Source organism: Lelliottia jeotgali (genome assembly GCF_977070485.1).
Genome location: NZ_CDRVFO010000002.1, coordinates 204,566 through 230,675 on the forward strand (window position 1 = coordinate 204,566; position 26,110 = coordinate 230,675).

The 26,110-nt window shown below is 64.6% G+C and carries 25 protein-coding genes; 12 read left to right on the forward strand and 13 right to left on the reverse strand.

The genetic code is table 11. The annotated features are described in order from the left end of the window. Positions 1 to 810: a shikimate dehydrogenase family protein gene (locus tag ACW4TB_RS03400; RefSeq protein ID WP_279931991.1), complete on the reverse strand. Its 810-nt coding sequence runs from the start codon at positions 808 to 810 to the stop codon at positions 1 to 3. Between the two features lie 176 nt (positions 811 to 986). Here ACW4TB_RS03400 and ACW4TB_RS03405 point away from each other — a divergent pair, with 176 nt between their 5' ends. Further along, positions 987 to 1,757, forward strand: coding sequence for an IclR family transcriptional regulator (locus ACW4TB_RS03405; RefSeq protein WP_279931989.1), 771 nt, complete (start codon positions 987 to 989; stop codon positions 1,755 to 1,757). Between the two features lie 51 nt (positions 1,758 to 1,808). On the opposite strand, the gene ACW4TB_RS03410 is transcribed toward ACW4TB_RS03405, so the two are convergent. From ACW4TB_RS03410 to ACW4TB_RS03420, 3 genes are all read right to left on the reverse strand, one after another. After that, on the reverse strand, positions 1,809 to 2,024 hold the full coding sequence (locus ACW4TB_RS03410; protein ID WP_012314044.1) for a TIGR02450 family Trp-rich protein: 216 nt from the start codon (positions 2,022 to 2,024) through the stop codon (positions 1,809 to 1,811). A gap of 214 nt (positions 2,025 to 2,238) precedes the next feature. After that, on the reverse strand, positions 2,239 to 2,418 hold the full coding sequence (locus ACW4TB_RS03415; RefSeq protein WP_012314045.1) for a CsbD family protein: 180 nt from the start codon (positions 2,416 to 2,418) through the stop codon (positions 2,239 to 2,241). A 73-nt stretch (positions 2,419 to 2,491) separates the two neighbouring features. Then, entirely contained in the window at positions 2,492 to 3,478 is a 987-nt protein-coding gene (locus tag ACW4TB_RS03420; protein WP_039601269.1) for a hypothetical protein, read from the reverse strand. A 195-nt stretch (positions 3,479 to 3,673) separates the two neighbouring features. Here ACW4TB_RS03420 and ACW4TB_RS03425 point away from each other — a divergent pair, with 195 nt between their 5' ends. Next, positions 3,674 to 5,149: a helix-turn-helix transcriptional regulator gene (locus ACW4TB_RS03425; protein ID WP_279931985.1), complete on the forward strand. Its 1,476-nt coding sequence runs from the start codon at positions 3,674 to 3,676 to the stop codon at positions 5,147 to 5,149. A gap of 98 nt (positions 5,150 to 5,247) precedes the next feature. Here ACW4TB_RS03425 and ACW4TB_RS03430 read toward each other — a convergent pair whose 3' ends face one another. Further along, on the reverse strand, positions 5,248 to 5,496 hold the full coding sequence (locus ACW4TB_RS03430) for a CsbD family protein (RefSeq protein ID WP_012314048.1): 249 nt from the start codon (positions 5,494 to 5,496) through the stop codon (positions 5,248 to 5,250). A 138-nt stretch (positions 5,497 to 5,634) separates the two neighbouring features. Between ACW4TB_RS03430 and ACW4TB_RS03435 the strand changes: the two genes are divergently transcribed. Together ACW4TB_RS03435 and ACW4TB_RS03440 are read left to right on the forward strand one after the other, a co-directional pair. Then, entirely contained in the window at positions 5,635 to 7,176 is a 1,542-nt protein-coding gene (locus ACW4TB_RS03435; protein WP_279931983.1) for a gamma-glutamyltransferase family protein, read from the forward strand. A gap of 74 nt (positions 7,177 to 7,250) precedes the next feature. Further along, positions 7,251 to 7,946 (forward strand): GntR family transcriptional regulator, encoded by a 696-nt coding sequence (locus ACW4TB_RS03440; protein WP_039601266.1) that lies wholly within the window; start codon positions 7,251 to 7,253, stop codon positions 7,944 to 7,946. Here ACW4TB_RS03440 and ACW4TB_RS03445 read toward each other — a convergent pair. From ACW4TB_RS03445 to ACW4TB_RS03460, 4 genes are read right to left on the reverse strand one after another with little or no spacing between them, the layout of a single operon-like run. Beyond that, complete coding sequence (locus ACW4TB_RS03445) at positions 7,915 to 9,162, reverse strand: amidohydrolase family protein (protein ID WP_279931980.1); 1,248 nt, start codon at positions 9,160 to 9,162, stop codon at positions 7,915 to 7,917. The two genes, ACW4TB_RS03440 and ACW4TB_RS03445, sit on opposite strands and share 32 nt — an antisense overlap. After that, positions 9,159 to 11,639, reverse strand: coding sequence for a branched-chain amino acid ABC transporter ATP-binding protein/permease (locus ACW4TB_RS03450; protein WP_279931978.1), 2,481 nt, complete (start codon positions 11,637 to 11,639; stop codon positions 9,159 to 9,161). The genes ACW4TB_RS03445 and ACW4TB_RS03450 overlap by 4 nt, the downstream gene beginning before the upstream one ends. A gap of 2 nt (positions 11,640 to 11,641) precedes the next feature. Further along, positions 11,642 to 12,511 carry a branched-chain amino acid ABC transporter permease gene (locus ACW4TB_RS03455; protein ID WP_012314053.1) on the reverse strand — a complete coding sequence of 290 codons (870 nt, stop codon included), beginning with the start codon at positions 12,509 to 12,511 and terminating at the stop codon, positions 11,642 to 11,644. 15 nt (positions 12,512 to 12,526) lie between these two features. Then, positions 12,527 to 13,699 carry an ABC transporter substrate-binding protein gene (locus tag ACW4TB_RS03460; RefSeq protein ID WP_279931976.1) on the reverse strand — a complete coding sequence of 391 codons (1,173 nt, stop codon included), beginning with the start codon at positions 13,697 to 13,699 and terminating at the stop codon, positions 12,527 to 12,529. Positions 13,700 to 13,883: 184 nt separating this feature from the next. On the opposite strand from ACW4TB_RS03460, the gene ACW4TB_RS03465 reads away from it, so the two are divergent. Beyond that, complete coding sequence (locus ACW4TB_RS03465; RefSeq protein ID WP_046785557.1) at positions 13,884 to 14,282, forward strand: nuclear transport factor 2 family protein; 399 nt, start codon at positions 13,884 to 13,886, stop codon at positions 14,280 to 14,282. Positions 14,283 to 14,384: 102 nt separating this feature from the next. Further along, the gene (locus ACW4TB_RS03470) at positions 14,385 to 15,314 is read left to right on the forward strand and encodes a LysR family transcriptional regulator (RefSeq protein ID WP_254467622.1); all 930 of its coding nucleotides are present in this window, start codon (positions 14,385 to 14,387) and stop codon (positions 15,312 to 15,314) included. On the opposite strand, the gene ACW4TB_RS03475 is transcribed toward ACW4TB_RS03470, so the two are convergent. Both ACW4TB_RS03475 and ACW4TB_RS03480 read right to left on the reverse strand, forming a co-directional pair. After that, positions 15,305 to 15,748 (reverse strand): GlcG/HbpS family heme-binding protein, encoded by a 444-nt coding sequence (locus ACW4TB_RS03475; RefSeq protein WP_251962361.1) that lies wholly within the window; start codon positions 15,746 to 15,748, stop codon positions 15,305 to 15,307. The genes ACW4TB_RS03470 and ACW4TB_RS03475 overlap by 10 nt on opposite strands. A 2-nt stretch (positions 15,749 to 15,750) precedes the next feature. Continuing rightward, positions 15,751 to 17,094 carry a metal-dependent hydrolase family protein gene (locus tag ACW4TB_RS03480; protein WP_174141427.1) on the reverse strand — a complete coding sequence of 448 codons (1,344 nt, stop codon included), beginning with the start codon at positions 17,092 to 17,094 and terminating at the stop codon, positions 15,751 to 15,753. A 257-nt stretch (positions 17,095 to 17,351) separates the two neighbouring features. Here ACW4TB_RS03480 and ACW4TB_RS03485 point away from each other — a divergent pair, with 257 nt between their 5' ends. Next, a complete protein-coding gene (locus ACW4TB_RS03485) occupies positions 17,352 to 17,732 on the forward strand; it encodes a nuclear transport factor 2 family protein (protein ID WP_115275131.1) in 381 nt (126 codons plus the stop codon). Between the two features lie 74 nt (positions 17,733 to 17,806). Here ACW4TB_RS03485 and ACW4TB_RS03490 read toward each other — a convergent pair whose 3' ends face one another. Together ACW4TB_RS03490 and ACW4TB_RS03495 are read right to left on the reverse strand one after the other, a co-directional pair. Then, complete coding sequence (locus ACW4TB_RS03490; protein WP_161871384.1) at positions 17,807 to 18,964, reverse strand: alpha/beta hydrolase family protein; 1,158 nt, start codon at positions 18,962 to 18,964, stop codon at positions 17,807 to 17,809. A gap of 182 nt (positions 18,965 to 19,146) precedes the next feature. Then, positions 19,147 to 20,085, reverse strand: a complete 939-nt coding sequence (locus ACW4TB_RS03495) for a LysR family transcriptional regulator (RefSeq protein ID WP_046785551.1) — start codon at positions 20,083 to 20,085, stop codon at positions 19,147 to 19,149. Between the two features lie 279 nt (positions 20,086 to 20,364). Between ACW4TB_RS03495 and ACW4TB_RS03500 the strand changes: the two genes are divergently transcribed. From ACW4TB_RS03500 to ACW4TB_RS03520, 5 genes are all read left to right on the forward strand, one after another. Further along, complete coding sequence (locus tag ACW4TB_RS03500) at positions 20,365 to 21,306, forward strand: VOC family protein (RefSeq protein ID WP_279931965.1); 942 nt, start codon at positions 20,365 to 20,367, stop codon at positions 21,304 to 21,306. Positions 21,307 to 21,318: 12 nt separating this feature from the next. Next, the gene (locus tag ACW4TB_RS03505) at positions 21,319 to 21,657 is read left to right on the forward strand and encodes a Rieske 2Fe-2S domain-containing protein (protein ID WP_438826661.1); all 339 of its coding nucleotides are present in this window, start codon (positions 21,319 to 21,321) and stop codon (positions 21,655 to 21,657) included. A 140-nt stretch (positions 21,658 to 21,797) separates the two neighbouring features. Then, a complete protein-coding gene (locus ACW4TB_RS03510) occupies positions 21,798 to 22,922 on the forward strand; it encodes an FAD-dependent oxidoreductase (protein ID WP_254467626.1) in 1,125 nt (374 codons plus the stop codon). 84 nt (positions 22,923 to 23,006) lie between these two features. After that, entirely contained in the window at positions 23,007 to 24,677 is a 1,671-nt protein-coding gene (locus ACW4TB_RS03515) for a DUF1302 domain-containing protein (protein ID WP_254467627.1), read from the forward strand. A 14-nt stretch (positions 24,678 to 24,691) separates the two neighbouring features. Then, a complete protein-coding gene (locus ACW4TB_RS03520) occupies positions 24,692 to 26,059 on the forward strand; it encodes a DUF1329 domain-containing protein (protein ID WP_254467628.1) in 1,368 nt (455 codons plus the stop codon). The last annotated feature ends 51 nt before the right edge of the window (positions 26,060 to 26,110 follow it).

Genomic DNA, 26,110 nt, shown 5'->3' on the forward strand with positions numbered 1-26,110 from the left:
TCAGATCTCCAGTGGCGTGACGCCCATGAAGGCGCCCAGGTGGCCAAGCTGCGCAAAGGCCATTTGCGCGCCGGTTTGGACTGCGCAGCCGCGTTCGCGCGCCTGTTCCAGCAGTGGGGTGATCTCCGGTGAGGTGACAACATCGGCCACCAGCGTGGCGGCGTTGAGCGTGCCCAGCAGGGCAGCGGGCAGCGGCAGCTCGCCCGTGCCGCCCATGCCCACGGGCGAAGCGTTGACCACCAGGTCGAAGGCGTCCAGCGCGCTGTATGCAGTGGTGATGCCGACGCCAGGGAAGGCCTTGCCCAGCAGCTCGGCAAGTGCTGCAGCGCGCGACGTTTCGGGGTCGCTGAGGGAGACCTGGGCGACCCCGGCCTCACCCAGTGCGTAGGCAATGGCACTGCCGACGCCGCCGCAACCAATGACCAGCACTCGCTTGCCCGCAGGGTCGAAGCCGTGCTTGCGTGCTGCGCCCAAAAAACCTGCGCCGTCTACGTTGTCGCCATACAGGCGGCCATCGTTTTCGCGCCGTACCACGTTCACCGAGCCCAGGGCTGCTGCACGTTCGCTCAGGCCGTCCAGGCGGCTGGCAAATGCCTGCTTGTAAGGCACGGTAACCACGCAACCGCACAGGTTGCGCCAGCCGCGCAGGGTGTCGATAAAAGCGTCCAGCGCGGCGTGCTGCAAGTCGATGGGCAGCATGGCCAGGTCAAGGCCATTGTTGCTGAACCAGGTGTTGAAGTTTTCAGGCGATTTCACCTGGGCGATGGGCGAACCGACGATGGCGACCAGCGCTGTCGAACCTTTGATCATGGTGACTTCCGTTATGGGTGTTGTTATGGAAGTCAGGGTGATGCGGCGGCGGCGTTGTCACAATGCGCTTGCCAACGGTTTGATGCGATAATCGCATTGATGAAGCGATATTCGCAGCATACGCGCTGTTTAGCACTGCTCAGCGGCACGATTCTCCCCACTCACGAGTGCAGCGAATGGACAAACCCCAGACTCACCCCCGCGACCTGATTGCCGGTTTACAAAAAGGCCTGGCGCTCATGCAGCTGTTCAACGCCGAGCAGCCACGCCTGACAGTGCCCCAGGCGGCCAGGCAAGCTGGCCTTACGCCCAGCGCAGCGCGCCGTTTTCTGCTGACCCTGGTGCATGAAGGCTTCGCCGAAACCGACAACCGCCACTACTGGCTGACCCCCAAGGCCCTGCGTATCGGCCAGGCCTATGTGGACTCGGCGCAGTTGCCACGCATGCTGCGCCCGATCGTCGAGCAAGTGGCCAGGCAGACCCAGGAGCATGTCTCGGTGGGCACACGCGACGATGATGAAATCATCCACCTGGTGCGCAGCCGCTACAGCCATATCGCATCACTGTCGATACGCCCCGGCTCGCGGGTGCCGATGTACTGCACTGCCGGGGGGCGGGTCTGGCTAGCGGCCCTGGACCAGGCGCAGCGCGATGACTACTTCGCCCGCAACCCGCTACACCCTCTGACGCCCTACACCCAGACCGACAGGGCGCTGCTGGACGCGACGTTGCAGCAGGTGAGCGAGCAGGGCTACTGCATCGTCGATCAGGAGTTCGAAATTGGCATGCGCGTAGTCGGCGTGCCGTTACTGGACCGGGCGGGGCAGCTCAAGGCGACACTGACCATCACTACCCATGCATCGCGGCTGAGCATGGATGAGATACGGCTGCGTTACCTGCCACCGCTCTATGAGGCGCAGGCCTTGCTGAAACCGGTGTTTGGCTGACCGGGGGGCGTGTGTTGAGCGCGATCGGGGCGGCAGCGGATCAGGCCGTTTTCACTGCCAGCCCATCAGCCATACCTCGGGGTCGCGTAATACCCGCCAGTCGAGCCACTGGCTGCGCTTGCTGTGCACCGCTTCCAGTTCCACACGCAGCACATGCCCCTCTTCATCCAGCTCCAGGTCGGTCACCAGGAAGTGCTTTTCGCGGTTCTCAGGGTGTCGCGCTGTCCATTTCGAGAGTTTCAATTTGCCAGGGTTGAAGCGGTTCATCATTGCTCCTTGGGCGAGAGTGCGGCCTGCATGCTGATCGTTATACAAACAGACAAGTAGCTGATGATACTTGCACGGGAAGCATTTGGTCGGTCGATCGCTGTGCGCAATGGAGTGCTCGCGTCATGGCTCGGCCGTTGGCCGAGAAGGGTATGCCGCCAAATAGCAAACGGCCGCCCTCAGGCGACCGTTTGTATAGGCTCAAGCGCAATGGTCAATCCTTGCTGACCGCGTCCTTGACATCAGCGACTACCTGCTGAGCTTCGCCTTTTTTCTCCTGCACCTTGCCTTTGACCTCCAGCTCCGTGTTGCCAGTGGCTTTGCCTACGGCTTGTTTGACCTTGCCGACGGCTTCGTTGGCCAAGCCTTTTACTTTGTCCGAAGTGCTGCTCATGGTCGTTCTCCTTCAACAGACATCAGTGAAACGTGGGTTGGGTGAAGCGTTCATACAGCGTTTGCGTTGCGACTCACACCGTGGCGACGCGGGTCTTGCGAGACGTCAGCGCGAAGCGGCCTACGCCAAAACTCAAGGCGGCACCGATCAGCAGGGTTACCAAGGTGCCCCAGGCGGCTTTCGATACGTTGCTGGCGGCTACCTGGGCGGCTTCGCGAGCCTGTTGCTCGGCCTGCTCTTTGAGCACTTTCACTTGCTCGGCGGCCTGTTGGTAGGCACGGGCGTAGTTATCGACCACCTGCTGGGCCTCCTGCTGGCTCTTGCCGGTGCGCGCAGCGACGATGTTGACCAAAGCTTGCTTGTCTGCCGCGCTCAGGGCAGGTTCACCGGCCTTGCGCACCCGCTCGAACCACTGCTTGAGCTGGTCGACGGCCTGGGTCGGGTCCTCGGCCGCGACGCGCCCTGCCGACTCTCCCTGAGCCTGGGCCTGATCGGCCTGCTGCTCCAGGGACGAAGGGGCCAGTTCAGCCTTGCCGGACTGCGCCAAGGTTTTGTTCAACTCCGCTTCCAGGTTGTCCCAGTCCAGCGAGATGCCATTCTTGTTCAGTTGCTCCTTGATGCCCTGGCTCACACTGGGTGCGGCGGCGGCGACACCGTCAGCTGCCAGCGACAGGCCTTTGCCAGCGATATTGCCGGCAGTGCCAACTACGGTGCCGGCCAACGAAGCCAGCAACCAGGTAGCCAGCAGAGTGGTCACCGTCCAGCTCAACAGGCCATGCAGGCCGCCGCGGGTGGGCGCGGTACGCCCGGCGACCCAGGCACCGGCTGCGACCGAGAGCAGGGTGCTGATGAACAGCCACACCCCAGCGCCGGTCCCAAAGCCCTGCAGCGGATTGCCGTCGGCCATCGGGTTCATGGCTCCGGCGCCAATGGCCGTGCCCAGTACGCTGAGTACCAGGTAGCTGGCCAGGGCGATGGCGCCGCCTGCAAACACGGCGCTCCACGATACCCGTAGCGGGCTGACAGCGTTGGTTGGGGTGGTCACGTACGATTCAGTCATCTATGCATCCTCGTGGGTAAGTTCCGGCAGCACCGGCAACACAGGCCAAGTGCAACGTCAGGGCCAGTTTGCAGGTCACATGCAAGGCTGTATTGGCGCATCCGCACCTGATCGATTAGTGCATTCGCACCAACCCTGGCTCGCCTGCAGCGTTTAAGCTCCAGGCCATGCAGACCTGCCGACTGGAGAACCTCTATGAGCGACGCCGTGCTTGCCCGCGAGACCAACCGCCGCCAGCTTCAGCAAATCATCGCCGGGCTGTCCGATGGTGTGATCCTGCTGGAGGTCGACCAATCCATCATCTGGGCCAACGAAGCGGCTTTGCGCATGCACGGGGTCGACAGCCTGGAGCAACTGGGCAGCAACGCTCAGGGTTATCGCGAACGCTTTGCCCTGCGCTACCGCAACAATCACCCTCTTGACGCCGAGCAGTACCCTATCGCCCGCGTGGCTGCGGGGGAGGTGTTCAGCGACGTGATGGTAGAGGTGCTGGCTGTTGGCGGCGATGAAGCGCGCAGCCGCGTGCACCGCGTGCGCAGCATGGTGCTGGAAGACAGCAAGGGCGAGGCCGAATCGCTGGTGCTGATCATGGCCGATGCCACCGAGTGGGCCAGCGCCGAGCAGCGTTTCGAAAAAACCTTCAATGCCAACCCGGCCCCTGCAGTCATCTGCAGGCTCAGCGACCTGCGCTTCATCAAGGTCAACCAGGGCTTTCTGGAAATGACCGGCCATATGCGGGAGAACGTCATTGGCCGTTCGGTCTACGAAGTGGATGTGCTGGAAAACGCCGAACGCAAGGAATTGGCAATCGAACGCCTGATGGAAGGGGCGACCATTCCGCAGATGCAGGCTGAGCTGCGCTTGCCCGATGGCGGCAGCAAACTGGTGATCGTTGCCGGGCAACCGCTGGACATGCATGAAGAAGATTGCATGCTGTTTTCATTCACCGACCTGGAGCCCCGGCGCAAGGCGGAAAATGCCCTGCGCCAGAGTGAGGAGCGCTTTGCCAAGGCCTTTCGCCTCAGCCCTGTGCCCACCCTGTTGTGCAGCGCCGACAGGCAGCAGCTGATCGATGCCAATGAAGCCTTTCTGGACACCCTGGGTTACGCCGCCCAGGAGCTGATAGGCAAGACAGTGGCCGAAATCGACTTCATGGATGATCGACGTGTGGCTACCCAGGTGTTCGATGCGCTGGAAAAGACCGGGCGCATCGAAGGGCTGGACCTTAAGCTGCGAAAAAAAGGCAATGACCGGCTCGACTGTGTGCTGCAGGCGGACACCGTCAGCTTGCAGGACACCCCGTGCTACCTGTTGGTACTGATGGACATTACCGAGCGCAAACGTTCTGAGCTGGAGTTGGTCGAGGCGATAGAAACGGTGATGCAGGATGCGTCCTGGTTCAGCCAGACCTTGATCGAGAAACTGGCCAATGCAAAGCGCATCAACACAGGGCGTTTACCAGATGCATCGTTTACCGACCTGACCCGCCGCGAGCGCGATGTGCTGGCGCTGATCTGTGAAGGCCTTGCCGACAAGGAAATCGCAACGCGGCTTAACCTGGCGCTCAATACCGTGCGCAATCATGTGGCAACGGTGTACTCCAAGCTCGATGTTCACAGCCGCAGTGAAGCCATTGTCTGGGCGCGCGAGCGACGGCTGTTCACCCATTGATTCGCCTCGGTACAGTCTGCTCTCGAGTTTGCCGAGGCTGCTGCTTGATGCCAAAGGGCTTCAGATGCCTCGAAGCCCTTGGACCCACCTTTTGCTTATCAGCGACGCAGCAGACGGCTCACCACCAGGGTGAGCGCGGCGCCGATTGCCAGGGCGGTGATGGGCTTCTCTTTAACGAAGGTGGAGACGTTGTTCAGTGCGTCACCATAGGTTTTGGTCAGTTGGCCTGCGACCTGGCGGCCATCACCCTCTGCCTCCAGGGCCGGGTCCTCGAACAGCCGGCCCACTGCGCTCTGCGCCTTGCCAGCGACTTTCTGTGCAACACCTTCAACTTGTTCGCTTTTCATAGTGATCAAACCTTCCTAGTGAGTGGCAATGGGAACGCACAAGGTTAGGGAGCGGGGGGTGGGGATTAGTTCAAAGCGGTTTTGGCAAATGGGAACGATTCTTGCTGATTGCTAGCAATATCAGAAAAGGAGCTAGCAATGAACGAGTCCCTGGTCGCCCATTCCCGCGGTGGCGTGCTGTGCACCCCGCACCCCTTGGCAAGCGCGGCGGGCCTGGAGGTGCTCGACGGCGGGGGTAGCGCAATCGATGCAATGCTCACCGCCAGTGCCGTGCTGGCGGCGGTGTACCCACACATGACGGGCCTGGGTGGCGATGCACTGTGGTTGCTCCATGACGACCAGGTACGCACCATCATCGGGATCGGCCAGGCCGGGATGCGCTTGCCCGCAGCAGGCGCGATCAGCCTGCGCGGGCCTGCCTCGGTCGGGACCACGGCCGGGGCCATGGCCAGTTGGGCGCAGGCCAAGGCAATCAGCGAGCAATGGGGGTCGCGGCTGGGCTGGGCCGACCTGCTGACTGGCGCCGCAGGGTTGGCCCGCGACGGGGTTGAGGTATCGCCCTCGCAACTGTTCTGGCAAGGGCAGCGCGCCAGCCTGATCAAGACACTGCCCAGCCTGCAGCCATTGTGTACGCCCCAGGGTGGCCGTCTGCGCCAACCCGCGCTGGCCACCAGCCTGGAGCATCTGGCGCGGCGTGGCCCAGGCGACTTCTATCACGGGGAACTGGCAGAAGCCTTTGGTGTGGCGTTCGACGCGCTGGGTTGCGGCCTGACCGTCGAAGACCTGCGCGCCACCCGGGCGTACCTGGCGGCGCCGATCTCCGTACGCTATCGCAACGGCCGGCTGTACAACGTCGCGCCACCCACCCAAGGCCTGTACACGCTGCGCGCCATGGCTGCCCTGCAGGCTGTGAACCTGGGCGAAAACGGCACGCCGCGCTACTACCACCTGCTGGTCGAAGCCATCAAGCAGGGCCTGCTGCAGCGCAACGCTCAACTGCATGACCCGCTCGCCAGCGGCTGGGACTTCGAGCACGCGCTTGCTCAGCCTGCCGCGACCCTTGACGAGCAGCGGGCGACGCCCTGGGGAGCGCCCGGGCAACCTGCCGACACTGTGTGGATGGCCGCCACCGACCGCGCCGGGCGCAGCGCCTGCCTGATCCAAAGCCTGTTCCATGACTTCGGCTCCGGTTGCATCCTGGGCGATACCGGCATCCTCTGGCACAACCGCGCGGCAGGTTTCAGCGCCCAGCCGGGACACCGCAATGCCTGGGCGCCCGGCAAGCGGCCGGCGCACACGCTCAACCCTTCGGCCTACCTGGCCGATGATGGGCGCCGCTGGTTTTTCGGCACCCAAGGGGGTGACGGCCAACCCCAGACGCAGATGGTGCTTGCCACCCAGTTGATCGACTACCAGCAGCCTGCCGAGGTGGCGTTGCGTGCACCGCGGTTTCTGCTTGGACGCAGCTTCTTCGACAGCACCGACAACCTCAAACTGGAGGCCGATATCGGCGAATCGGTGGTGCAGGGGCTGGCTGACCGGGGCCATCAGGTCGAGACCACGCCTGCGCTAAGCCCGTTGATGGGCCTGGCCGGTGTGATCGCCATCGGCCCTGACGGCCAGCGCACTGCTGCCTACGACCCGCGCAGCCAGGGCAGCGCCCTTGGCCAGCAGGACTGAACCGCGCCGATTGCCGCAATGCCTGGCCCGGCGGATAATGCCGGCCCAATGCGTTTGAGGGTTTCGAGGTCTCGATGAAAGGCAAGACGGTCAGCAGCAAGCAACAAGAAGTCCAGCGCATCGCCGAGATGCTCGCCAAGGCCATTGCCCAGCATCGCCTGCGCCCCGGCGTGCGGCTGGTCGAGGCGCACATCGTCGAGACCCTGCAGGCCAACCGCAACCACGTACAGGCTGCGCTGCAACGCCTGGCCATGCAGCGCATCGTCGACATCGAGCCCAACCGCGGTGCCACCGTGGCCCAGCCCAGTGCCCGCGAAGCACGGGAAATCTTCGCCGCACGCCGCGCCGTGGAGCGGGCGATCGTCGAGGCCATCACACCGGCCCATGTCGCCGAGCATCAGGTGCGCATCGAACAGCACATGCACAACGAGCGCGCAGCCACTGCCAGCACCGATCGCCGCGCCATCGTCCGCGAACTCAGCGAGTTTCACCTGTTGCTGGGGGAGGTGAGCGGTAACCAGGTGCTGGCCGATATCCTCGGCAACCTGATGGTGCGCAGCTCGCTGATCGTCGCCCTTTACCAGCGTGGTGACAGCCCGCCCTGTGCCTCGGACGAGCACCAGGCGATCATCGATGCGTTGCGCGCCGGCAACACCCAGGCGGCCGTGGACGAAATGATCGCGCACTTGGACGAACTCGAGGGCCAGTTGGCCCTCGAGGATGTGGCTGCGCCTGAGGTCAACCTGCGTCAGGCACTGTCAGGGCTGTGAGCTGTGCCGGGAACAGCTCGGCGGGTGGCCGGCTGAAGGTCTGCCGGCCCTGTTTGAAACCCATCAGCGGCGCGGCGATACGGCCGATCACCTCGGCGGGCGAGGGCGCGTCGAACACCACGAAGTCGGCTCGGCAACCTGGCTCCAGGCCATAGTCGGCAAGGCGCAGCAGGCGCGCCGACTGCCGTGAGATCCAGCCCAGGCACAGCAGCAGTTCCTGCGGCGTGCCCAATTGGGCGACGTTGGCGTACAGGTTGGCCTGACGCACCAGGGAGGCGTCGCCGTAGGGCGTGAAGGGGTTGCCGATGTTGTTGCTCGACAACGAACAGGTCACCCCGCACTGATGCAACTGCGCCAGCGGTGCCAGCCCCCGCGGCTTGTCATGGAAGCGGTCACGGCCGGTGAGGAACAGGTCGGTGGCTGGCAGGCAGGTGACCTGCACGCCGGCTTCTGCCAGCGCGTGGCCCATGCGTAGCAGTTCGGCCTGCGGCAGTGCCGAGAGCTTGGTCACATGGCCGACGGTGACCCGGCCCTGCCAGCCATGCTGGTGGGTGCAGCGGATCACCTCGCCAAGGGTCATGCCTGCGACCTGCAGGTCGAAGTCCAGGTGCAGGTCCAGGTCGCGATCGTAGGCCACCGCCAGTTCGAACAGCCGGCGGATCTGTGCAGGCGGGTCGGCGTCGGTGTAAGGGCAGCCGCCCAGCACTTCGGCGCCTTCGTCCAGGGCCTGGCACAACAGCGCTTCGGTCCCGGGGTTGTCGAGCATGCCTTCCTGCGGAAACACGCAGATCTCCAGGGTCACGGCCCAGGCGTAATCAGCCTGCAGCCTGCGGATGGCGCGCAGGCCGGTCAGGCCGATGCCGGGGTCGATCTCGACATGGGTACGCATGTGCGTGGTGCCTTGCACGATGGCTTGCTCCAGCACTGCCGCGCCGCGCGCGTACACATCGGCCTCGGTGAAATCGGCTTTGGCCAGGCGGGTCTGGGCGATGGCTTCGGCCAGCGTGCCTTCGCGCAGTTGGCAGCGCGAAAGGATGCAGGCCTTGTCCAGGTGGATATGGGTTTCGATCAGGCCCGGTAACACCAGCCGGCCGCCGAGGTCGAGTTTGGGCGCCGGCCGGCTCAGCCGGGCCACGAACCGGCCGTCTTCGATCAGCAGGCGGCTCAGTGCCGGGCCGTCGCCCAGCCGCACATTGATCAGTTCCAGGTGGCTCATGCGGCGGCTCCTGCGCCCAGGTAGGCGGCTTCCAGTTGCGGGTCGCCGCGCAGTTGCTCGGCGCTGCCCTGTTTGACGATGCGGCCTGTTTCCAGCACGTAGGCACGGTCGGCCACCTGCAGTGCCAGGTTGGCCATCTGATCGACCAGCAGTAACGTCACGCCTTCGTCGCGCAGGGCGGCGAGGGCGTCGTACAGCTCGCCGATCATCGCCGGGGAAAGGCCCAGGGACGGTTCGTCGAGCAGCAGGATGCGTGGCTTGGCCATCAGCCCGCGGCCGATCGCGACCATCTGCTGCTCACCGCCCGAGAGCAGCCCGGCCGGGCTGTCGATACGCTCGCGCAGGCGGGGGAAGCGTTTGAGGATCGCGGCAATCTCGGCGTCGGGATCGACGGCATCCTGGCGCACGTTGGCCCCCAGCAGCAGGTTCTCGCGCACGCTCAACTGGCCGAACAGCTGCCGGCCTTCAGGGACCAGGGCCAGGCCTAGGCGGGCGATCTGGCTGGCATCCAGGCTTTCGATGCTGCGGTTGTCCAGCACGATGCTGCCGCCACGCGGCCGGTGCAGGCCGGCAAGGGCCTGCAGGATGCTCGATTTGCCGGCGCCATTGGCGCCCAGAATGGCGATCAGCTCGCCTGGGTTGACCACCAGGTCGACACCTTCGACCACTGGCGCCGCGCCATAGTCGATGCACAGGTCGCGCACGTGCAGCACGGCATCACGCGAGCCTGCCCAAGCCTGCGCGCGCGGCTGGGCCTGGTACTCGGTGCCACCCAGGTACGCGGCAATCACCCGCGGGTCAGCGCGCACCTGTTCAGGTGTGCCCCAGGCGATCGGTTTGCCGGCGTCGAGCACCAGTAGCCTTTGCGACACTGCCATCACCAGCGGCATGTCGTGCTCGACAAGGATGATCGCCAGGTTGAAGGCGGCCAGGCGTTGCAGCAGCGTGGCCAGGCGGTCGGTGTCCTGCCGGCCGAGGCCGGCGGCAGGCTCGTCGAGCAGCAGCACCTGAGGCCGGCTGGCCAGGGCCCGGGCGATCTCGACCAGGCGGCGGTCGACGTGGGGCAGGTCATCGGCGGCGACGTGCAGGTTGCCGCGGTAGCCGACCAGCGCCAGCAACTCAATGGCCATGGCCTTGCGTGTGGCTTGCTGGCATGGCCAAGGCCGTTCGATGGCCCCTTGCTGGAAGGCCAGCAGCAGGTTTTCGAGCACGCTCAGCTCACCGAACAGCTGGGTGGTCTGGTACGTACGGGCGATACCGGCGCGGGCGATGCGCCAGGCCGGTTGCCCGGCCAGCTCCCCGCCCAGCTGGATCGAGCCGGTGTCGGTGCGGTAGAAACCACTGATCAGGTTGAGCACCGTGGATTTGCCCGCACCATTGGGCCCGATCAGGCTGGTGATGCTGCCAGGCACAGCCTGCAGGCTGACCTGCTGCGCGGCCTGAACACCGCCAAAACGGATGCCGATGCCCTCGACCTTCAGCCCATGCTGCGCACCACCGGCGAAGAACGCCCGCAGCGCCGCCGTGTCGGGCTGTGCCGTGACCGGCTCGTGTCGCGGCCGCCAGAAGCGCTTGGCCAGGCTGCCCAGCACACCGCGTGGTGCAGCCCACAGTACCGCCAGCAGCAAAACCGAAAATGCCAGCAAGCGGTACTCGGCAAAGTCGGCCAGCAATTCGGGCAGCAGCACGATCACCAGTGCACCGAGCACTGGCCCGAACAGCATGCCGGCGCCACCGACGATCACCGCCAGGACGAACAGGATCGACTGCGAGAACGGGAACGCCGCCGGGTTGATGAACATCAGCACCGGCGCCACCAGCGCACCGGCCGCCCCCGCCAGGCCGGCCGACAGGGCAAAGGCCAGGGTCCGCGTCTGCACCGGGTTGACCCCCAGTGAACGCGCGGCGATCTCCGAAGCCTTCACTGCACGCATTGCCAGGCCCCAGCCGCTGCGTTGCAGGCTCCAGTAGAAGACCAGCGCAGCCAGCATCAGCAGCACCGAAGCCAGTGCCAGCAGTAGTGCCGGGTCCAGCGTGCCGAGTTCAGGCAGCGGGATGCCCATCAGGCCATTGGCCCCTCCGGTGACACTGCGCCACTCGATCAGGCCGTTGTGCACCACCAGCGCAAAGGCAATGGTGATCATCGCCAGGTACGGGCCGCTGACCCGCAGCGCCGGGATCGCCAGCAAGCCACCCAGCACTGCGCAGCCAAGGCCGGCCAGGGGCAGGGCGCCCGAAAGCGGCAGGCCGGCCAGCGTCAGCAATGCCGACAGGTAGGCGCCGATGGCATAGAAGGCGATGTGGCCGAAGGACATCTGCCCGGACAAACCGATCAGGATGTTCAGGCCCACGCCGACAGTGACCGCCAGCGCGTACAAGGTCAGGATCAATAGCCAGTAGCTGTCCAGGCCCAGTGCCAGGCCAAGGCAGGCGACCCCGAACAGGGCCAGGCCGAGGGGGGCGAGTCGCTCGCGCATGGTCATACCTTTACCCAGAGTTTGCGGCCGAACAGGCCGTCAGGACGTGCCGCGAGCACCACGATCACCAGTGCAAAGCACAGCAATTGCGTGAACGCAGAGCCGAAATACAGCGTGACCACCGCCTCGAGCAGGCCAAACAGCAGGCCTGCGGCAAACACCCCACCGGCACTGGCGATGCCGCCCAGGATGGCCACGGCAAAAGCCTTCAGACCGAACAACGTGCCCATGTCCGCGTGCACGCTGTACAGCGGTGCGATCAGCAGGCCCGCCAGTGCCGCGAATACGGTCGACAGGGCAAAGGCCGCCGCCACCACGCGGTTCACTTCGATGCCCATCAACCGCGCTGCCCGTGGGTTCTGCACGCAGGCCTCCAGGCGCAAGCCCAATTGCGTGCGTCTGCGCACCCAGTAAAGCGTGGCCGCAACTGCCGCACCGGCCAGGGGGATGGCCAGTTGCACGGCATTCAGGCTGCTGTCGCCCAGGTCCAGACGCAGGCTGGTCAGGGCACTGCCGAACTGCCGCGGCTCCTTGCCGAAGGTGAACATCGCCAGGTTGTCCAGCAGCAGCCCGCCCGCCACCGTCGCCATCAGCCAGGCGTCCGAGCCACGGGCATGGAACGGCCGCACCAGAAAGCGCTCGATGGCCAGGCCCAGCACCGCGCACAGCACCAGGGTAGTGGGCAGTGCCAGCCACAATGGCCAGCCCCAGGTCACTGCCAGGCTGTAGCCAAGCACGGCGCCGACCATCATCGCGCTGCCTTGGGCAAAGTTGACCGTGCGCGACACGGCATAGGTGAGGTGAAAGCCCAAAGCCAGCAGCGCATACATGCTGCCCAGGCCCAGGCCGCTGACCAGTGCGGTGGTGATCATGTCGAGGGCCTCCGCTCAGGGCGTCACAGGCACGATGGTGTCGCCATCGAAGCGGCTGAAAATATAGTCGTCAGGGCCCAGGGCATCGTGGCGGTCAACGCTGAACGGCTGCTGGTAGTGTTTGATCAGCCCGTCGTAGTCGCTGATGGCATAGAAGCCGTCACGCACCTTCGTGCCTTGGGTGTCCTGGGCCTTGTCGATCGCCAGGCCCACCAGGTGCATGGCGTCGTAGGCGTTAGCGATGCCCACGGCAGGGGTTACGTCGGCCAGGGTCTTGACCTGCGGGTAGCGCTGCTTGAGTGCGGCCAGCAAGGCATCGCCGCGGGCGCTGTTGTGGGCGCTGAAGACGAAGGTCTGGATGAAGTGCACGCTCCCGGCGTCTGGCCCGGCCAGCTCGCCAAAGCGGCCACCGGCCGGGCCCCAGTGCGACACCACCGGCACGTTCCAGCCCATCTGCTGGAGCGACTTGACCACCTGCGCCGACGGGCCGACGTTGCCGACCAGCAGCAGGGTGTCGACACCTGCGCTTTTCAGGCGGGTAAGTTGCGGCACCATGTCCAGGTCACTGTCTTCAAAGCGCTCGGCCGGCGCCTGGGCCATGTCGCGGCGGGCCAGGGCCGCGTTGAGCCCTGCCAGGTTCGACTCGCCCCAAGGGTTGTTGGCCAGGATCAAACCCGGTTGTTTCATGCCCTGGCGCAGGCCATAGGCGACCAGCGCTTCATCCACCTGTTCATCCACCGCCGACACGCGGAACACGTAGTTGTCCTTCGCGCCGTTCTCGGTGATTTTGGTACCTGCCGCCCAGATGCCCATGAATGGCGTTTTCAGTTGGTTGGCCAACGGCACGATGGCCAGCGACACCGGGGTGTCGAGGCCGCCGAACAGCACGCTGACCTTCTCCCGCTGGATCAGCTCGCGTGCCGCCAGCATGCCTTTGGCGGGGTTGCTTTCGTCATCGCGGCGCACCAGCTCCACCGGGCGGCCCAGCAGCCCGCCTTTGGCATTGATTTCGTCGATGGCCAGGGTAAGGCCCCGGGTCAGGGCCTCGCCGGACTTGGCCGACTGCCCCGACAACGCGGCCACCAGGCCCACCTTGATTGGCTCGGCGGCCTGTACCCAGCCTGTGCAGCAGGCCAGGGAAAAGGCTGCGCAGGGCAGCCAGCGACGTAGCAAGGAACGGCTGAACATGGTTCGAACTCCTGATTGCTAGCAATTTATAAAAATGTGCTAGCAAAACAGGTGCCATTTGGAAAATACTTCGGGCACCCCGTGTTTTGGGGCTTGCGCCTTCGGCTTCAGCGCCCTCGCGTGCACTGGATCAAGGCATCGTTCGGGGCCGACGCCCCGTTCTGGACACCCTCGGAGACTTGCAATGACCGAAAGCAACAGCGCCGTACAGATCGTGCGCGACTTCCTCGCCGCCTCCATGGCCCCGGACCCGGTGCGCGCCGCCACGTTCATGAGCGACGACGTACGCATCACCTTTACCGGCGGCCGCGCGATGCCCACCCCGACCGACATTACCGCGTTCAACGGCGCGCGTTACACCTGGGTGAAAAAGCAGCTGGGGCAGTTCGACTGGTGCGAGCGCGAGGACCACACCGTGGTGTATTCCAATGGCACGCTGTACGGGCAGTGGCCGGATGGCCGCAGCTTTTCCGGCAACCGTTACCTGGACCGCTTCGAAGTGAAGGCGGGCAAGATCGTGCGCATGGATGTTTGGAACGACAGCGCGGAATGGATGCTGGTGCCGGAGATTGGCAAAGCCTGAGTGGGGCGACTGTTGCGATGCAGCCCGATGTATCGCGCAGGGCGATACCTGGTAGTGCGAAAACCGCATCGTGACTGCACCGCTGTCGGGTATAAGTTGCCCATGCGCTATCGACGTCTTGATCTCAACCTGCTGGTCGCCCTGGATGTGCTGCTCGAGGAGTGCAGCGTCAGCCGGGCGGCGCAGCGCCTTAACCTTGGCCAGTCTGCCACCAGCGCTGCGCTGGGGCGTTTGCGCGAACATTTTCAGGACCCCCTGCTGATCCCGCTCGGGCGCGGCCTTGAGCCCAGTGCCTTGGCGCGGCAGCTGGCACCCAGAGTGCGAAAGGCGCTAAGCCTGGTCGGGGAGGTGGTGCAGACGTCCCTGGACTTCGATCCCGGCCGCTGTGAGCGGTGCTTTACCTTGGTGGCGTCGGACTATGTGGCGGCCACTGTCATACCTGCGCTCAGCCGTGTGCTGGCGCGCCTGGCGCCCGGCATATCGCTGACGGTTCGCGACCTGCCGCTGTCGCGTGATGGTGACGTGGTTGCCGAGGCACTGGACTATCGCCGCAGCGACCTGGTGGTCGTGCCCCAGCGGCGCATCAACCCGCGCTACCCCCACTCAGTGTTGCTCGAGGATGAGCTGTGCTGCGTTGTTTGCGCGCATGAAGCGGCTTACCAGGCGGGCCTTGGCCTGGCTGAGTTCTGTGCAGCCGCGCATGTCGTGCGCGAGTTCACCGATGGCCAGAACCTCTCGCTCGACACCCAGCACCTGCGCGAAATCGGCATCGAGCGGCGTGTGGCCGTGGCGGTGCAGAGTTTCGCGCTGATGGGCGACTTCGTCGCCGGTACGCCGCGCATCGCTACGTTGTTTCGGCGCCAGGCCCAAGGGCTGGCACGTCATCATCAGCTACGGGTACTGCCATCGCCCATCGCCTTCCCGGTGGCTGTTCAAGTGGTGCAATGGCACCCGCAACAAGCATCCGACCCGGCCCTGAGCTGGCTGCGACAGGTGCTGACCGAGCAGGCGGCGGGGGTAGATCACGCCTGAAGGTCGCCCGTGTCACCGACAAGGCCGAACTCTTCGATGGCCAGCAAGGCGCAACGCTCATCGTTGTCCGAGGTGTCACCGCTGACGCCGATTGCCCCGAGCAGGCGCCCCTCGGTGTCGCGCAGCAGAACACCGCCGGGTACCGGGATCACGTGGCCTTGGGTCAGGCTGTTGATCGCGTCGAAGAATGCTGGCATCACCTGAGCGCGCCTTGCCAGCTCCCGGCCACCGAAGCCCATACCCAGGCAGCCGCTGGCTTTTGCGGTGGCGATCTGCGGGCGCAAGGCGCTGGCCTGCTCATCGCGCAACAGCGCCAGCGGGTGGCCTGCAGCATCGAGCACGGCGGCTGCCAAAGGCCGCACGCCCAAGGCCCGTGCGTGTCGCAGCGTAGACGCGGCAAGCCGCGCGGCGGTTTCGAAATCGAGTGCCTGCATGGTCACTGGCTCCATTTGCCAAGTTCGGCTACACGGTCGCGGGTGTAGAGTTCGGTCCATTTCAGGGAGTTGAAGTCCGACACCTGTTTAGGGTTGTAGGGCGTGCGTTGCAGGCGTACTGGCTGGCCTGCCTTGTACACCGCCTGCAGGCGGTTGCGGTCTTGCAGGATGCGGATGTCGTCAAGCGGCGAGCCGTCGAGGATCAACAGGTCGGCCTGTTTGCCTGGCTCCAGGGTGCCGAGCGTTTCACCGCGTGGCATCAGGCGTGCGCCGACATTGGTCGCAGCGTGCAGCGCTTGTGCCGGGGTGAAGCCCAGGCGCGTGACCAGCAACTCCAGTTCACGCGCATGCCACTCGCCGTAAGGGGTAACGGCAAAACCGCTGTCGCTGCCGCAGGCGAAAGGAATTCCGGCAGCCTTGGCGCGCTTGAGCACCGGCGTGCCCAGTTCCAGCGTGCGGGCACAGTAGCCGGCGTAGCCGGTGGTCACCGCCGGGTCGTGGGGCTGGCAGAAATCTACGGTGTTCTGCGGGAAGGTCATGGTGGGCGCCAGCACGCTGCCTGCTTCCAGAAGTGCTTCGATGCAGGCGTCGTCCATGTAGAAGGCATGAAAGACCAGATCGACGCCTGCCTTGGCCGCGTACATCACGGCTTCGCGGCCGTAGGCATGCGTGGCTACCCGGCAGCCGAGGCGGTGCGCTTCGTCGACCATTTCGCGGGTTTCATCGGCTGTGAAGGCGGCGATGATTTCACCGTTGGGGCGGCGGTGCGTGCCGTCCATGGCGATCTTGATCAGGTCGACGCCATCCTTGGCCTGTTTGCGGATCTGCGCGATGGCTTCGGTACGGCTGGTGACCAGCGCAGCGGTGAAGTATTCCGGTGCGCCGACGCGGCTGGGAAACCAGTCGTTGAGGCTTTGCCGGTTGGTGATCACGCGGCTGCTTGCCGCGATGCGCGGGCCTTCGAAGAGCCCGGCGTTGACTGTGTTGCGCACGGCGATGCTGAGCTGGCCGCTGTCACCCGGGCAGACCATCGAGGTCACCCCGGCAGCCAGCACGTGCTGGGCAAAGAACATGCCGCGCAAGGCGCGGAATTCGTCGCTGGTCCAGATGTCGATGTCTTCCTCGCTCTGGGCGTTGCCGAACGCCAGGTGGGTGTGCACGTCTACCAACCCCGGCATGACGAAGTCGCCGCGCGCTTCGCGGTCACCGGGCAATGGGCGTGGCGCCTGGGCCGTCGCGCCAACATGGCGTATCAGGCCGTTTTCGATGATCAGCGTCTGTTGCTGGCGTGCCTGAAGGCTGGCGCCATCGAACAGGGTGGCGCAGTGAAGGTGCAGGGCGCTCATGGTCGGGTTCTACTCGTCTTGTTGTTTCCGGCAGGCTATGTGCCTGCGGCGGCAGGCACCATCAGATCCTGTCGTTGGCCACCCATCGACGGCATCGATACCTGCCGCAACCCCTGTGGCTGCCGGGTTGCCCGGGCCGGCAGGGGGCAATGGCCAGGTATCGTCAGTGTCGATGGCAGGCATGGATATCCACGATTGTTCCTTGCGCTGGGGGTGAGGTGAGGATGTGCCGGTCAATCAATCCTGAAGGAAGTACCATGAAGGCTATTCGTGATGAGTTGCTGAGCCTTGAAGCCGAACGCCAGCGCGCCTTGGTCCACGAGGACCATGAGCAGCTCGAGGTGCTGTTCGACGATGATTTGCTTTATGTCCACACCACGGGGCTGGTGCAGGACAAAGGACAGTACCTGGATTATGCCCGCAATGCCGTGCGCTACCTGGCCGTGGATCGCGGTGAGCTGACGGTGCGGGTGTTTGCCGACGGGCTGGCGCTGATGAGCGGGGTGCAATGCAACCTGCTGCAAAAACGCGGCGGCGGTGAACCGGTGCGCGCCGAAGGTTTCGCCACGCAGCTTTGGGTCAAACGGGAGAAGGGGTGGCGGATCGCATCATTCCACGGTACGCGGGCACCGGCCTGATGACGGCATGAACCGCTGACAGGCACCGGGGCAGTCGCCATACAGGCTGCCCCGGCACCTTCACCAGCAAGGGTTCAGGCGGTATGCCCGCCGAGCGTTTCGGCAACCCAGTCGGCGATGAACTGGCCGGCATTGATGCTGTTGTCGAAGCTTGAATGCTGCACGCCGCCTTCGCGCTCAGTGAAGACCTTCAATTCGCGCTTGGGGCTGTTGACCAGCTGCTCGTAGGTGCGATGGGCCCACTTGAGCGGGATCTGCGAGTCCTTTTCGCCGTGGGTCACCAGGAAGGGGACGCGAATGCGGTCGAGCACGCCATCAAGGTGCACGTTTTCGGCAATGGTCATGAATTCATCCATGTCCTTGGCGCCCCAGACCCAGCATACGTGCGCCCAGTAATGCGGCACCGGGAAGTCGCCTTCCTTCTCCAGGCGACGCTTCTGTACATCCCGCCAGTCGTGGTTGGCGCCCCACACCACGCCGCAGGCGAAGCGCGGTTCGAAGGCCACCGCACGTGGGCAGTAGTAACCCCCCAGCGATACCCCTTCCATACCGATGCGCTTGGGGTCGACTTCCGGGCGGGTTTCCAGCCAGTCCACTACGCGGCTAGCCCAATGCTCGCTGTCGTAACGCGCGGTCAGGCCTTGCAGGCGCAACGCCTCGCCCGTGCCGGGTTGGTCGATGATCAGCGAGGACACGCCACGTTTGGCCAGCCACGCTGGCAGACCGACGCGGTACTTCATCTCTTTGGTCGAATCCAGCCCGTTGACCTGCACCAGCAGTGGTGCCGGGCCGGTCGTGCCTTCGGCGCGCACGAGCAGCCCGCTCAGGTGCTGGCCTTCGTAGGGGATTTCCACCCGCTCGCAGTTTTCCCTGGACAGGTCGATGCCGCGGGCGAAGGTCTCGAGAAAACGCTGGTACAAGGCCTCGCGCCCTGGCGCACCATGCGCCTGCAGGCGTTCGCAGGTCAGGTAGTAAGTGGCGGCGCGGTTGTATTTTTCGCCAGCGGACAGGCATCGGCCTGCGGCCTCGTCTTCTTCAGCCAGGGCGCAGAGCTTGTCGGCCATCTTCGACCAGGTTTCGCGAAACGCCTGGGTGCCGGCTGCGTCGGGTTGCAGGGCCGCCTCCTGCAGCGGCGCGCACATCGCTTCGATCTCGCCCAGGCGGGCGCCCATTTCGATGGCCAGGTCCACCGAGAGATTCCAGACATAGTTGGTGGGGAAGTAACGGAACATTGTTGTTGTCCTTCTGCGGTCGTTGAGTCCGGCGCCTGACAATTGCGACAGGTACGCAAGGCGCTGTCCGAAGGCAAGGTACGCAGACACGGCGAGGTGGGGCCAATCGTGAACAGGGATGCGAGGTATCGCCAAACGCGATGCCCCGGCGACGTTGCGCCGGCCGGGGCGATGGCTGCCGGTCAGGCGCTGGCGAGCAGGGCGTCGGGTTGCTGGTCGACATGCTGAATGAAGTCGCTGATGCGTTCACGCAACCAGCGGTGCATGGGGTCGCCCTCCATGCTGCGGTGCCAGAGCATGAATTCGCGCATCACCGGGATCTTCACCGGTGGCGGCAGGATGCGCAGGGGCAGGTAGCGGGCATACAGCTGCGCCAGGCGTCGGTGCATGGTGGCCACGCGGGGGGTGCCTACCAGCAGCTGCGGCAGGGTGTTGAAGTCGTTGGTAATCACTTCCAGGCGGCGGTTGAAGCCGTACTGGTTCATGAACCAGTCCTCGATGCTCAGGTGCCGGTTACGGCCAAAGCCCACCGAGATATGCCCCATCTGCATGTACTGCTCCAGCGTCAGGCTCTCGCCGACCTGCGGATTGTCGCGCCAGACCACGCACACGTGGTCTTCCTCGAACAACAACTGCGACGGGTGGCCATCGATGAGGTAACGCTCGGGCACGATCATCATGTCGACTTCGCCGCGCATCAAAAGCTCGGCGCTGTTGTCACCGGGGCTGATCATTTCGAAGGTGATGTGCGGCGCCTGAAGGTGGATTTTCTGGATGACCTGGGCAAACAGCACGCTGATCAGGTAGTCCGAGGTCACCAGGCGCAGGTGCCGTTTGCTGCTCGAGGGGTCGAACACCGGCTTGGCGGTAATCGAGGAGCGGATGGTCAGCAGCACCTCGCGCACCGGCTGGGCCAGCTCCAGTGCATAGGGTGTGGGCTGCATCTTGCGGCCGACCTGCACCAGCAGTTCGTCCTCGAAAAACGTTCTCAAGCGGCCCAGCACCCCGCTGGTGGCCGATTGCGTCATGTGCAGGCGTTCAGCTGCACGGGTGATGTTCTGCTCCTCGAGCAGGACATCCAGGGCGACCAGCAGGTTCAGATCCAGGTGGTGAAAGCGCATGGTGATAGCTCACGGTTATTGTAGTTATTTTCGCGATACCTTCCCGCCGCATTGCCGATACGTCAAGGCCAATCCGCTGTCCAGCCGAGCCAGCGCCAGGCGCCATGGGCTTGCGCACAGGTATCACGATTACCGATGCCTCGCATCCTGACTCGCGATTGGTCAGCCTGGCCGATCAGCCAGCAATCTGCCCTCCAGTCGAGCGGCCTGCCCGCCGCGCCGACCTGCTACCGGTGACCCTGGCTGGCACCGAACAACAATTTCAATGGAGTGGTAGCCATGAACATTCTTGGACTCGACGCACTGGTATTCGGCGTCGACGATATCCAGGCCTGCGCCGATTGCCTGCGTGACTACGGCCTCACAGCCGTACAACTGGATGCCGACGGTGGCCGTTTCGAAGCACTCGACGGCACTGCAATCATCATCCGTCACGCCGATGACCCCCACCTGCCGCCGGCGCTGGGCCCGACCCCATCGCTGCGTGAAACCGTTTACGGCGTGGCAGCGACGCAGGACCTAGAGGCCATCGCCGACGAGCTGGGGCGCGACCGCGAGGTGCGCCGTGACGAGCAGGGTGTGCTGCACAGTGTCGACGACCTGGGCTTTGCCATCGCCTTCCAGGTCTCCTGCAGACGCAGCTTCCAGGCGCCGGCCGACCTCACCAACGCTCCCGGTAGCGCGCCGCAGCGCCCACTCAACCAGTTGGGCATCACGCTGGACATGCCAGCGCAGCCGCGCACCTTGTCTCATGTGGTGTACTTCGTGCCCGATGCGGCCAAAGGCGAAGCCTTCTATCGCGACCGCCTGGGCTTCGTCACCACTGACAGCTTCATCGGCGTCGGCCCGTTCATGCGCTCCGCTGGCATGGACGATCACCACTGCCTGTTCATGATCCAGACGCCGCCACACATGCAGGGCTGCGAGCATTTCACCTTCCATATGGGCAGCGGCACGGAAGTGCTGCTGGCCGGCAATCGCTTCCAGCAAAAGGGCTGGACCAGTTTCTGGGGTCCGGGCCGTCACCTGCTGGGCTCGAATTGGTTCTGGTATTTCAACAGCCCGCTGGGCTGCCACATCGAGTACGACGCCGACATGGACAAGCATGACGATGAGTGGGCGGCGCGCCAGGCACCGATGTCGGCCGACAACTCGCAGCTGTTCCTTTTCGCTTCGCGGGAGAAGTGGGCGCCCGGTGGCCCACCGCCAAAGCAGTCCTGAGCAGTGCCTTGCGTGGCGCTGTGCCCGCTCGCGGAACTGGGCGACGGCAAGGCACGCGGCTTCGACCCGCATGGCAGGGGGGCAGACAGCCTGTTCGCCCTCCGGCACCGCGGCGTTGTGCGTGTTTACCGCAACCTGTGTCCGCACCTGCTGGTACCGCTGGAGTACCGCAAGGACCGCTTCCTCAGTGCCGATGGCCAGTGGGTGGTCTGCTACGCCCATGGCGCACGCTTTCGGCCTGACGATGGCACCTGCGTTCACGGCCCTTGCCGTGGCGATGCGCTGCAGGCGCTTGATCACCGCGAGGTGGACGGTTGGCTGGTAGTGCCGCTGGAACAGTTGCACCCCTGAGGTATCGCGCCGCGTGATAGGTCGCATCCCAGGACTCGATTGGTCAAAGCCCGGCGCTGCCGGGAAGCTGTGCCCAAGGCACAGGAAATGCCCGCCGCCCACGCTGCGGCGAACAACAAGAACAAGACGTGAGGGATGCCATGAATACTGTGAGCAACGTACTGATCGTGGGCGGCGGGATTGGCGGGCTGTGCGCCGCCATCGCGTTGCGCCGCAAGGGAATAGCGGTCGACCTGGTCGAACTCAAGACCGAGTGGACCGTCTATGGCGTCGGCATCATCCAGCAGAGCAACGTGGTGCGCGAGATGCACCGCCTGGGGGTGCTCGATGCCTACCTGAACGCGGCGTACGCCTTCGAGGACGTGGCCATCTATACCACTGAAGGCCACCAGCTGGCGCGTATTCCGGGGCAGCGCCTGGCCGGCCCGCAGTACCCGGCCAACGTCGGCATCTCCCGCCGTGCCTTGCACAAGGTGCTGAGCGAAACCGCCATCGAACTCGGTACCCAGGTGCGCCTGGGTACCTCTGTGGAGAGCTTCGAGCAAGATGCCACTGGCGTGGACGTGCTGTTCAGCGATCGCCGCCAAGGGCGCTATGCGTTGGTGGTCGGCGCCGATGGCCTGTACTCGAAGATCCGTGGATTGCTGTTTGGTGATGCCTACCAGCCGCAATTCACCGGCCAGTCGGTGTGGCGCCACAACTTCCCGCGCGCAGCCGGTATCGACCACCTGGCCAACTACCAGGGCCCCTCGGGTAATGCTGGGCTGGTGCCGCTGGCCGACAACTTGATGTACCTGTTCACCACCTCCCACGAACCGGGCAACCCGTGGATGGACCCGGCCGGGCTTGCCGCTGGCCTGCGTCAGCGCCTGGCGGGTTTTGGCGGGTTGATCGGTGAGCTGCGCGAACAGATCCGTGACAGCGCAGAGGTCGTCTACAAGCCACTGGAGGCGGTGTTCGTCGACGAGCCCTGGTACCGCGGCCGCGTGCTGCTGATTGGCGATGCGGCCCATGCCACCACACCGCACCTGGGGCAGGGTGCGGGCATGGCCATCGAAGATGCCGTGGTGCTGGCCGAAGCGCTGACCGCCGGCGGCAGCCTGGACGAGCAATTGCAGTGCTTCATGGGCCGCCGTTTCGAGCGCTGCAAGTTCATCAGCGACATGTCGCTGCTGGCGGGCGAGAAAGAGGTCCAGCGTGACCCGTCCTTTGACCGCATCGGCCTGGTCAAGCAGATGCTGGAGGTCACGGCCCGGCCGATCTGATACCTGTGCCCGGCGCACCCTGCCTTGCTGGCGCGCCGCGACGCATGCCAACACCGACACAAGAACAAGAAAGAGGAAACCACGATGTTGACTCGTAAAGGTGCAACGGCCCGGCCGTTGCCGCCGCTCAAACCCATCAGCCTGGCGATTTTCGCACTGGCGGCCAGCCAGGCCCAGGCGCTGCAATTCGATACTGGCAACCCGGACCTGAGGGTACGCTGGGACAATACCCTGAAGTACAGCGCCGCCTGGCGCACCCAGGATGCCAGCAGCAAACTCACCGAGGGGCAGACGGCACTGAACCTGGATGATGGTGACCGCAACTTCGACAAAGGCCTGATTTCCAACCGCTTGGACCTGCTGTCAGAGCTGGATGTGACCTACGGCAACGTCGGCGCCCGGGTCAGTGGCGCGGCCTGGTATGACGATGTCTACAACCAGGGTACCGACAATGGCGACCCCAGCCGCGCCAACAGCTATTCGGTAGATTTCGACGAGTTCACCGATGACACCCGCACCTTGCACGGGCGCAAGGGCGAGCTGCTCGATGCGTTCATCTTTGGCAAGGCCGAGATCGGTGAGCTGCCGGTGTCTGGCCGCCTGGGCCGTTACGCCATGCAGTGGGGCGAGAGCCTGTTCTACGGCATGAACGGCATCGCCGGGGGCATGGCGCCGGTGGATGTGGTCAAGGGCCTGTCGGTGCCCAACACCCAGTTCAAGGAGCTGATCCGCCCGGTGCAGCAGATTTCCGGGCAGTTGCAGCTGACGCCGGATGTTTCCCTGGGCGCCTACTACCAGTTCGAGTGGGAGGCCAACCGCCTGCCGGCAGCCGGTAGCTATTTCTCCAACGACGACTTCTTTGGGGACGGCGCAGAGCGCATGTTCGTTGGCGCGCCGGTGTTCCCTGGTGGCCAGCCGCTGGCCTTCTACCATGGCAACGACAAGGAAGCCAAGGACTCGGGGCAGGGCGGTGTGCAGTTGCGTTGGCGCACCGAGACCGTGGACTGGGGGCTCTATGCCATTCGCTTCCACGACAAGTCACCGCAGCTCAACGTACGCCCCGACTTCGCCAACCTCGACCCGATCAGTGGCAAGGCCGGCGAGTTCTACTGGGTGTACCCCGAGGGCATCGAGGCACTGGGCGCCAGTTTTTCCACCACCCTGGGCAACTTCAACGTCGCTGGCGAGCTTTCCACCCGTTGGAACCAGCCACTGGCCTCGACCAACCAGCATGCGCTGGCGACGGGCGAGGTGATCGACAACGACGACAACCCGATCTACGCCACCGGCCGCACGCTGCATGCCAACGTCTCCTGGCTGGCGAGCCTAGAGCCTAACTTCATGGCCGCCGAGTCGACTTTCCTGGGCGAGATTGCCTGGAACCGGGTGATGAGTGTGAGCAAGAACGCCGACGCCGTCGACCCCAACGCCGACCGGAACGCCACCAGCCTGCGTCTGGTCTTCGAGCCGATGTACCGGCAGATCTACCCAGGCCTGGACCTCTCGGTGCCGATCGGGGCGAGCTACACCAACGGTGCCTCGATGGCCTTGGGTACCGGCTTTGGTACCGACCATGGCGGCGACCTGAACATCGGCCTGAAGGGCAACTATCTCAATACCTGGAGCCTTGGCCTGACCTACACGCATTACTACGGCCCGGAAAACACCTTCCTCGATGCCGACAACAACTACACCTTCGAACAGTCGCTCAAAGACCGCGACTTCATCGCCTTCACCGTCAGCCGTACCTTCTGACCGAGGACTACCCGATGAAACACAACAATAAAGTCGTTTCCCTGTTCACTGCCCTGAGTGCCTCGCTGCTGCTCGCCCACGGCGCTTTTGCCGCGGTGTCCCCCGAGCAGGCGGCAACGCTCAATACCACACTGACCCCATTGGGCGGCGAGCGTGCCGGCAATGCCGACGGCAGTATCCCCGCCTGGACCGGCGGTTACACCCAGGTCGACGCCGCTTACAAGGACGGCGGCAAGCGTGGCGACCCGTTCGCCGCTGACAAGCCGCTGCTGACCATCACTGCGCAGAACATGACGCAGTACGCTGACAAGCTGACCCCAGGCATCCAGGCGATGCTGAAGAAGTACCCCGACAGCTACCGGTTGGACGTCTACCCGACCCACCGCAGCGCTGCCGCACCGCAATCGGTGTATGACGCAACCTTTGCCAACGCCACCAGCGGCAAGTTGGTGGACGGCCCTGCCGGCGCCATGCCCGAAGGCGCCTCCGGGGGCATTCCGTTCCCGATCCCGGGCAATGGCGTAGAAGCCATGTGGAACCACCTGCTGCGCTGGCGCGGGGCCTCGTGGCACGCCAGCTTCAACCAGTACCTGACCACCGCCGACGGCAAGCACGTGCTGACCAACGATTCGCGCGCCGATTTGCAGATGCCCTGGTATCTGCCTGGGGGCAGTGGTGACAAAGGTGTGTTCTGGTCCATCCGCATGACCAACGATGGGCCGCCGTTGCGGGCGGGGGAGGCCATCACCGGCCTTGAAAACCTCAATGCCGATAAAGCGGCGGTGTGGACCTACCTGCCTGGTCAGCGCCGCGTGCGCCGCCTGCCCAATGCCTGCTGCGACACGCCGACCCCAGCTACAGCGGGGGTGATGAGTTTCGACGAACTGTACGTGTTCAACGGCCGCCTGGACCGCTTCGACTGGAAGCTGGTGGGCAAGAAAGAGATGTACATCCCCTACAACGCCAACAAGGTGTTTACCGCCGCCAACGCCGAAGCGCTGCTCGACCCGCATCACCTCAAGCCACAAGCCATCCGCTGGGAACTGCATCGGGTGTGGGTGGTGGAGGCGACGCTCAAGGAGGGCCAGCGTCACGTGATGCCCAAGAGCACCTACTACCTCGATGAAGACACCTGGGCGGCGGTGCTGGGTGAGCGATACGACGCACGCAACCAGTTGGCCAAAGTGGTCTGGACCTCGCCGGTAGTACTGCCTGACCTGCCTGGCGTGGTGACCCTGACCAACGGCTTCTATGACCTGCTCTCCGGCGCGTGGTTTGCCGGCGACCTGTTTGCCGGCAAGCAGGAGCAGTACCGCATCGTGCCGCCCTACAAGGACTCGGTATTCACCGCCGATGCCATGGCGGGTGAGGGCGTGCGCTGAGCAGGCGCATTGCACCTGGGCTGTATCGACTACAAGAACAAAAGGTTGCGT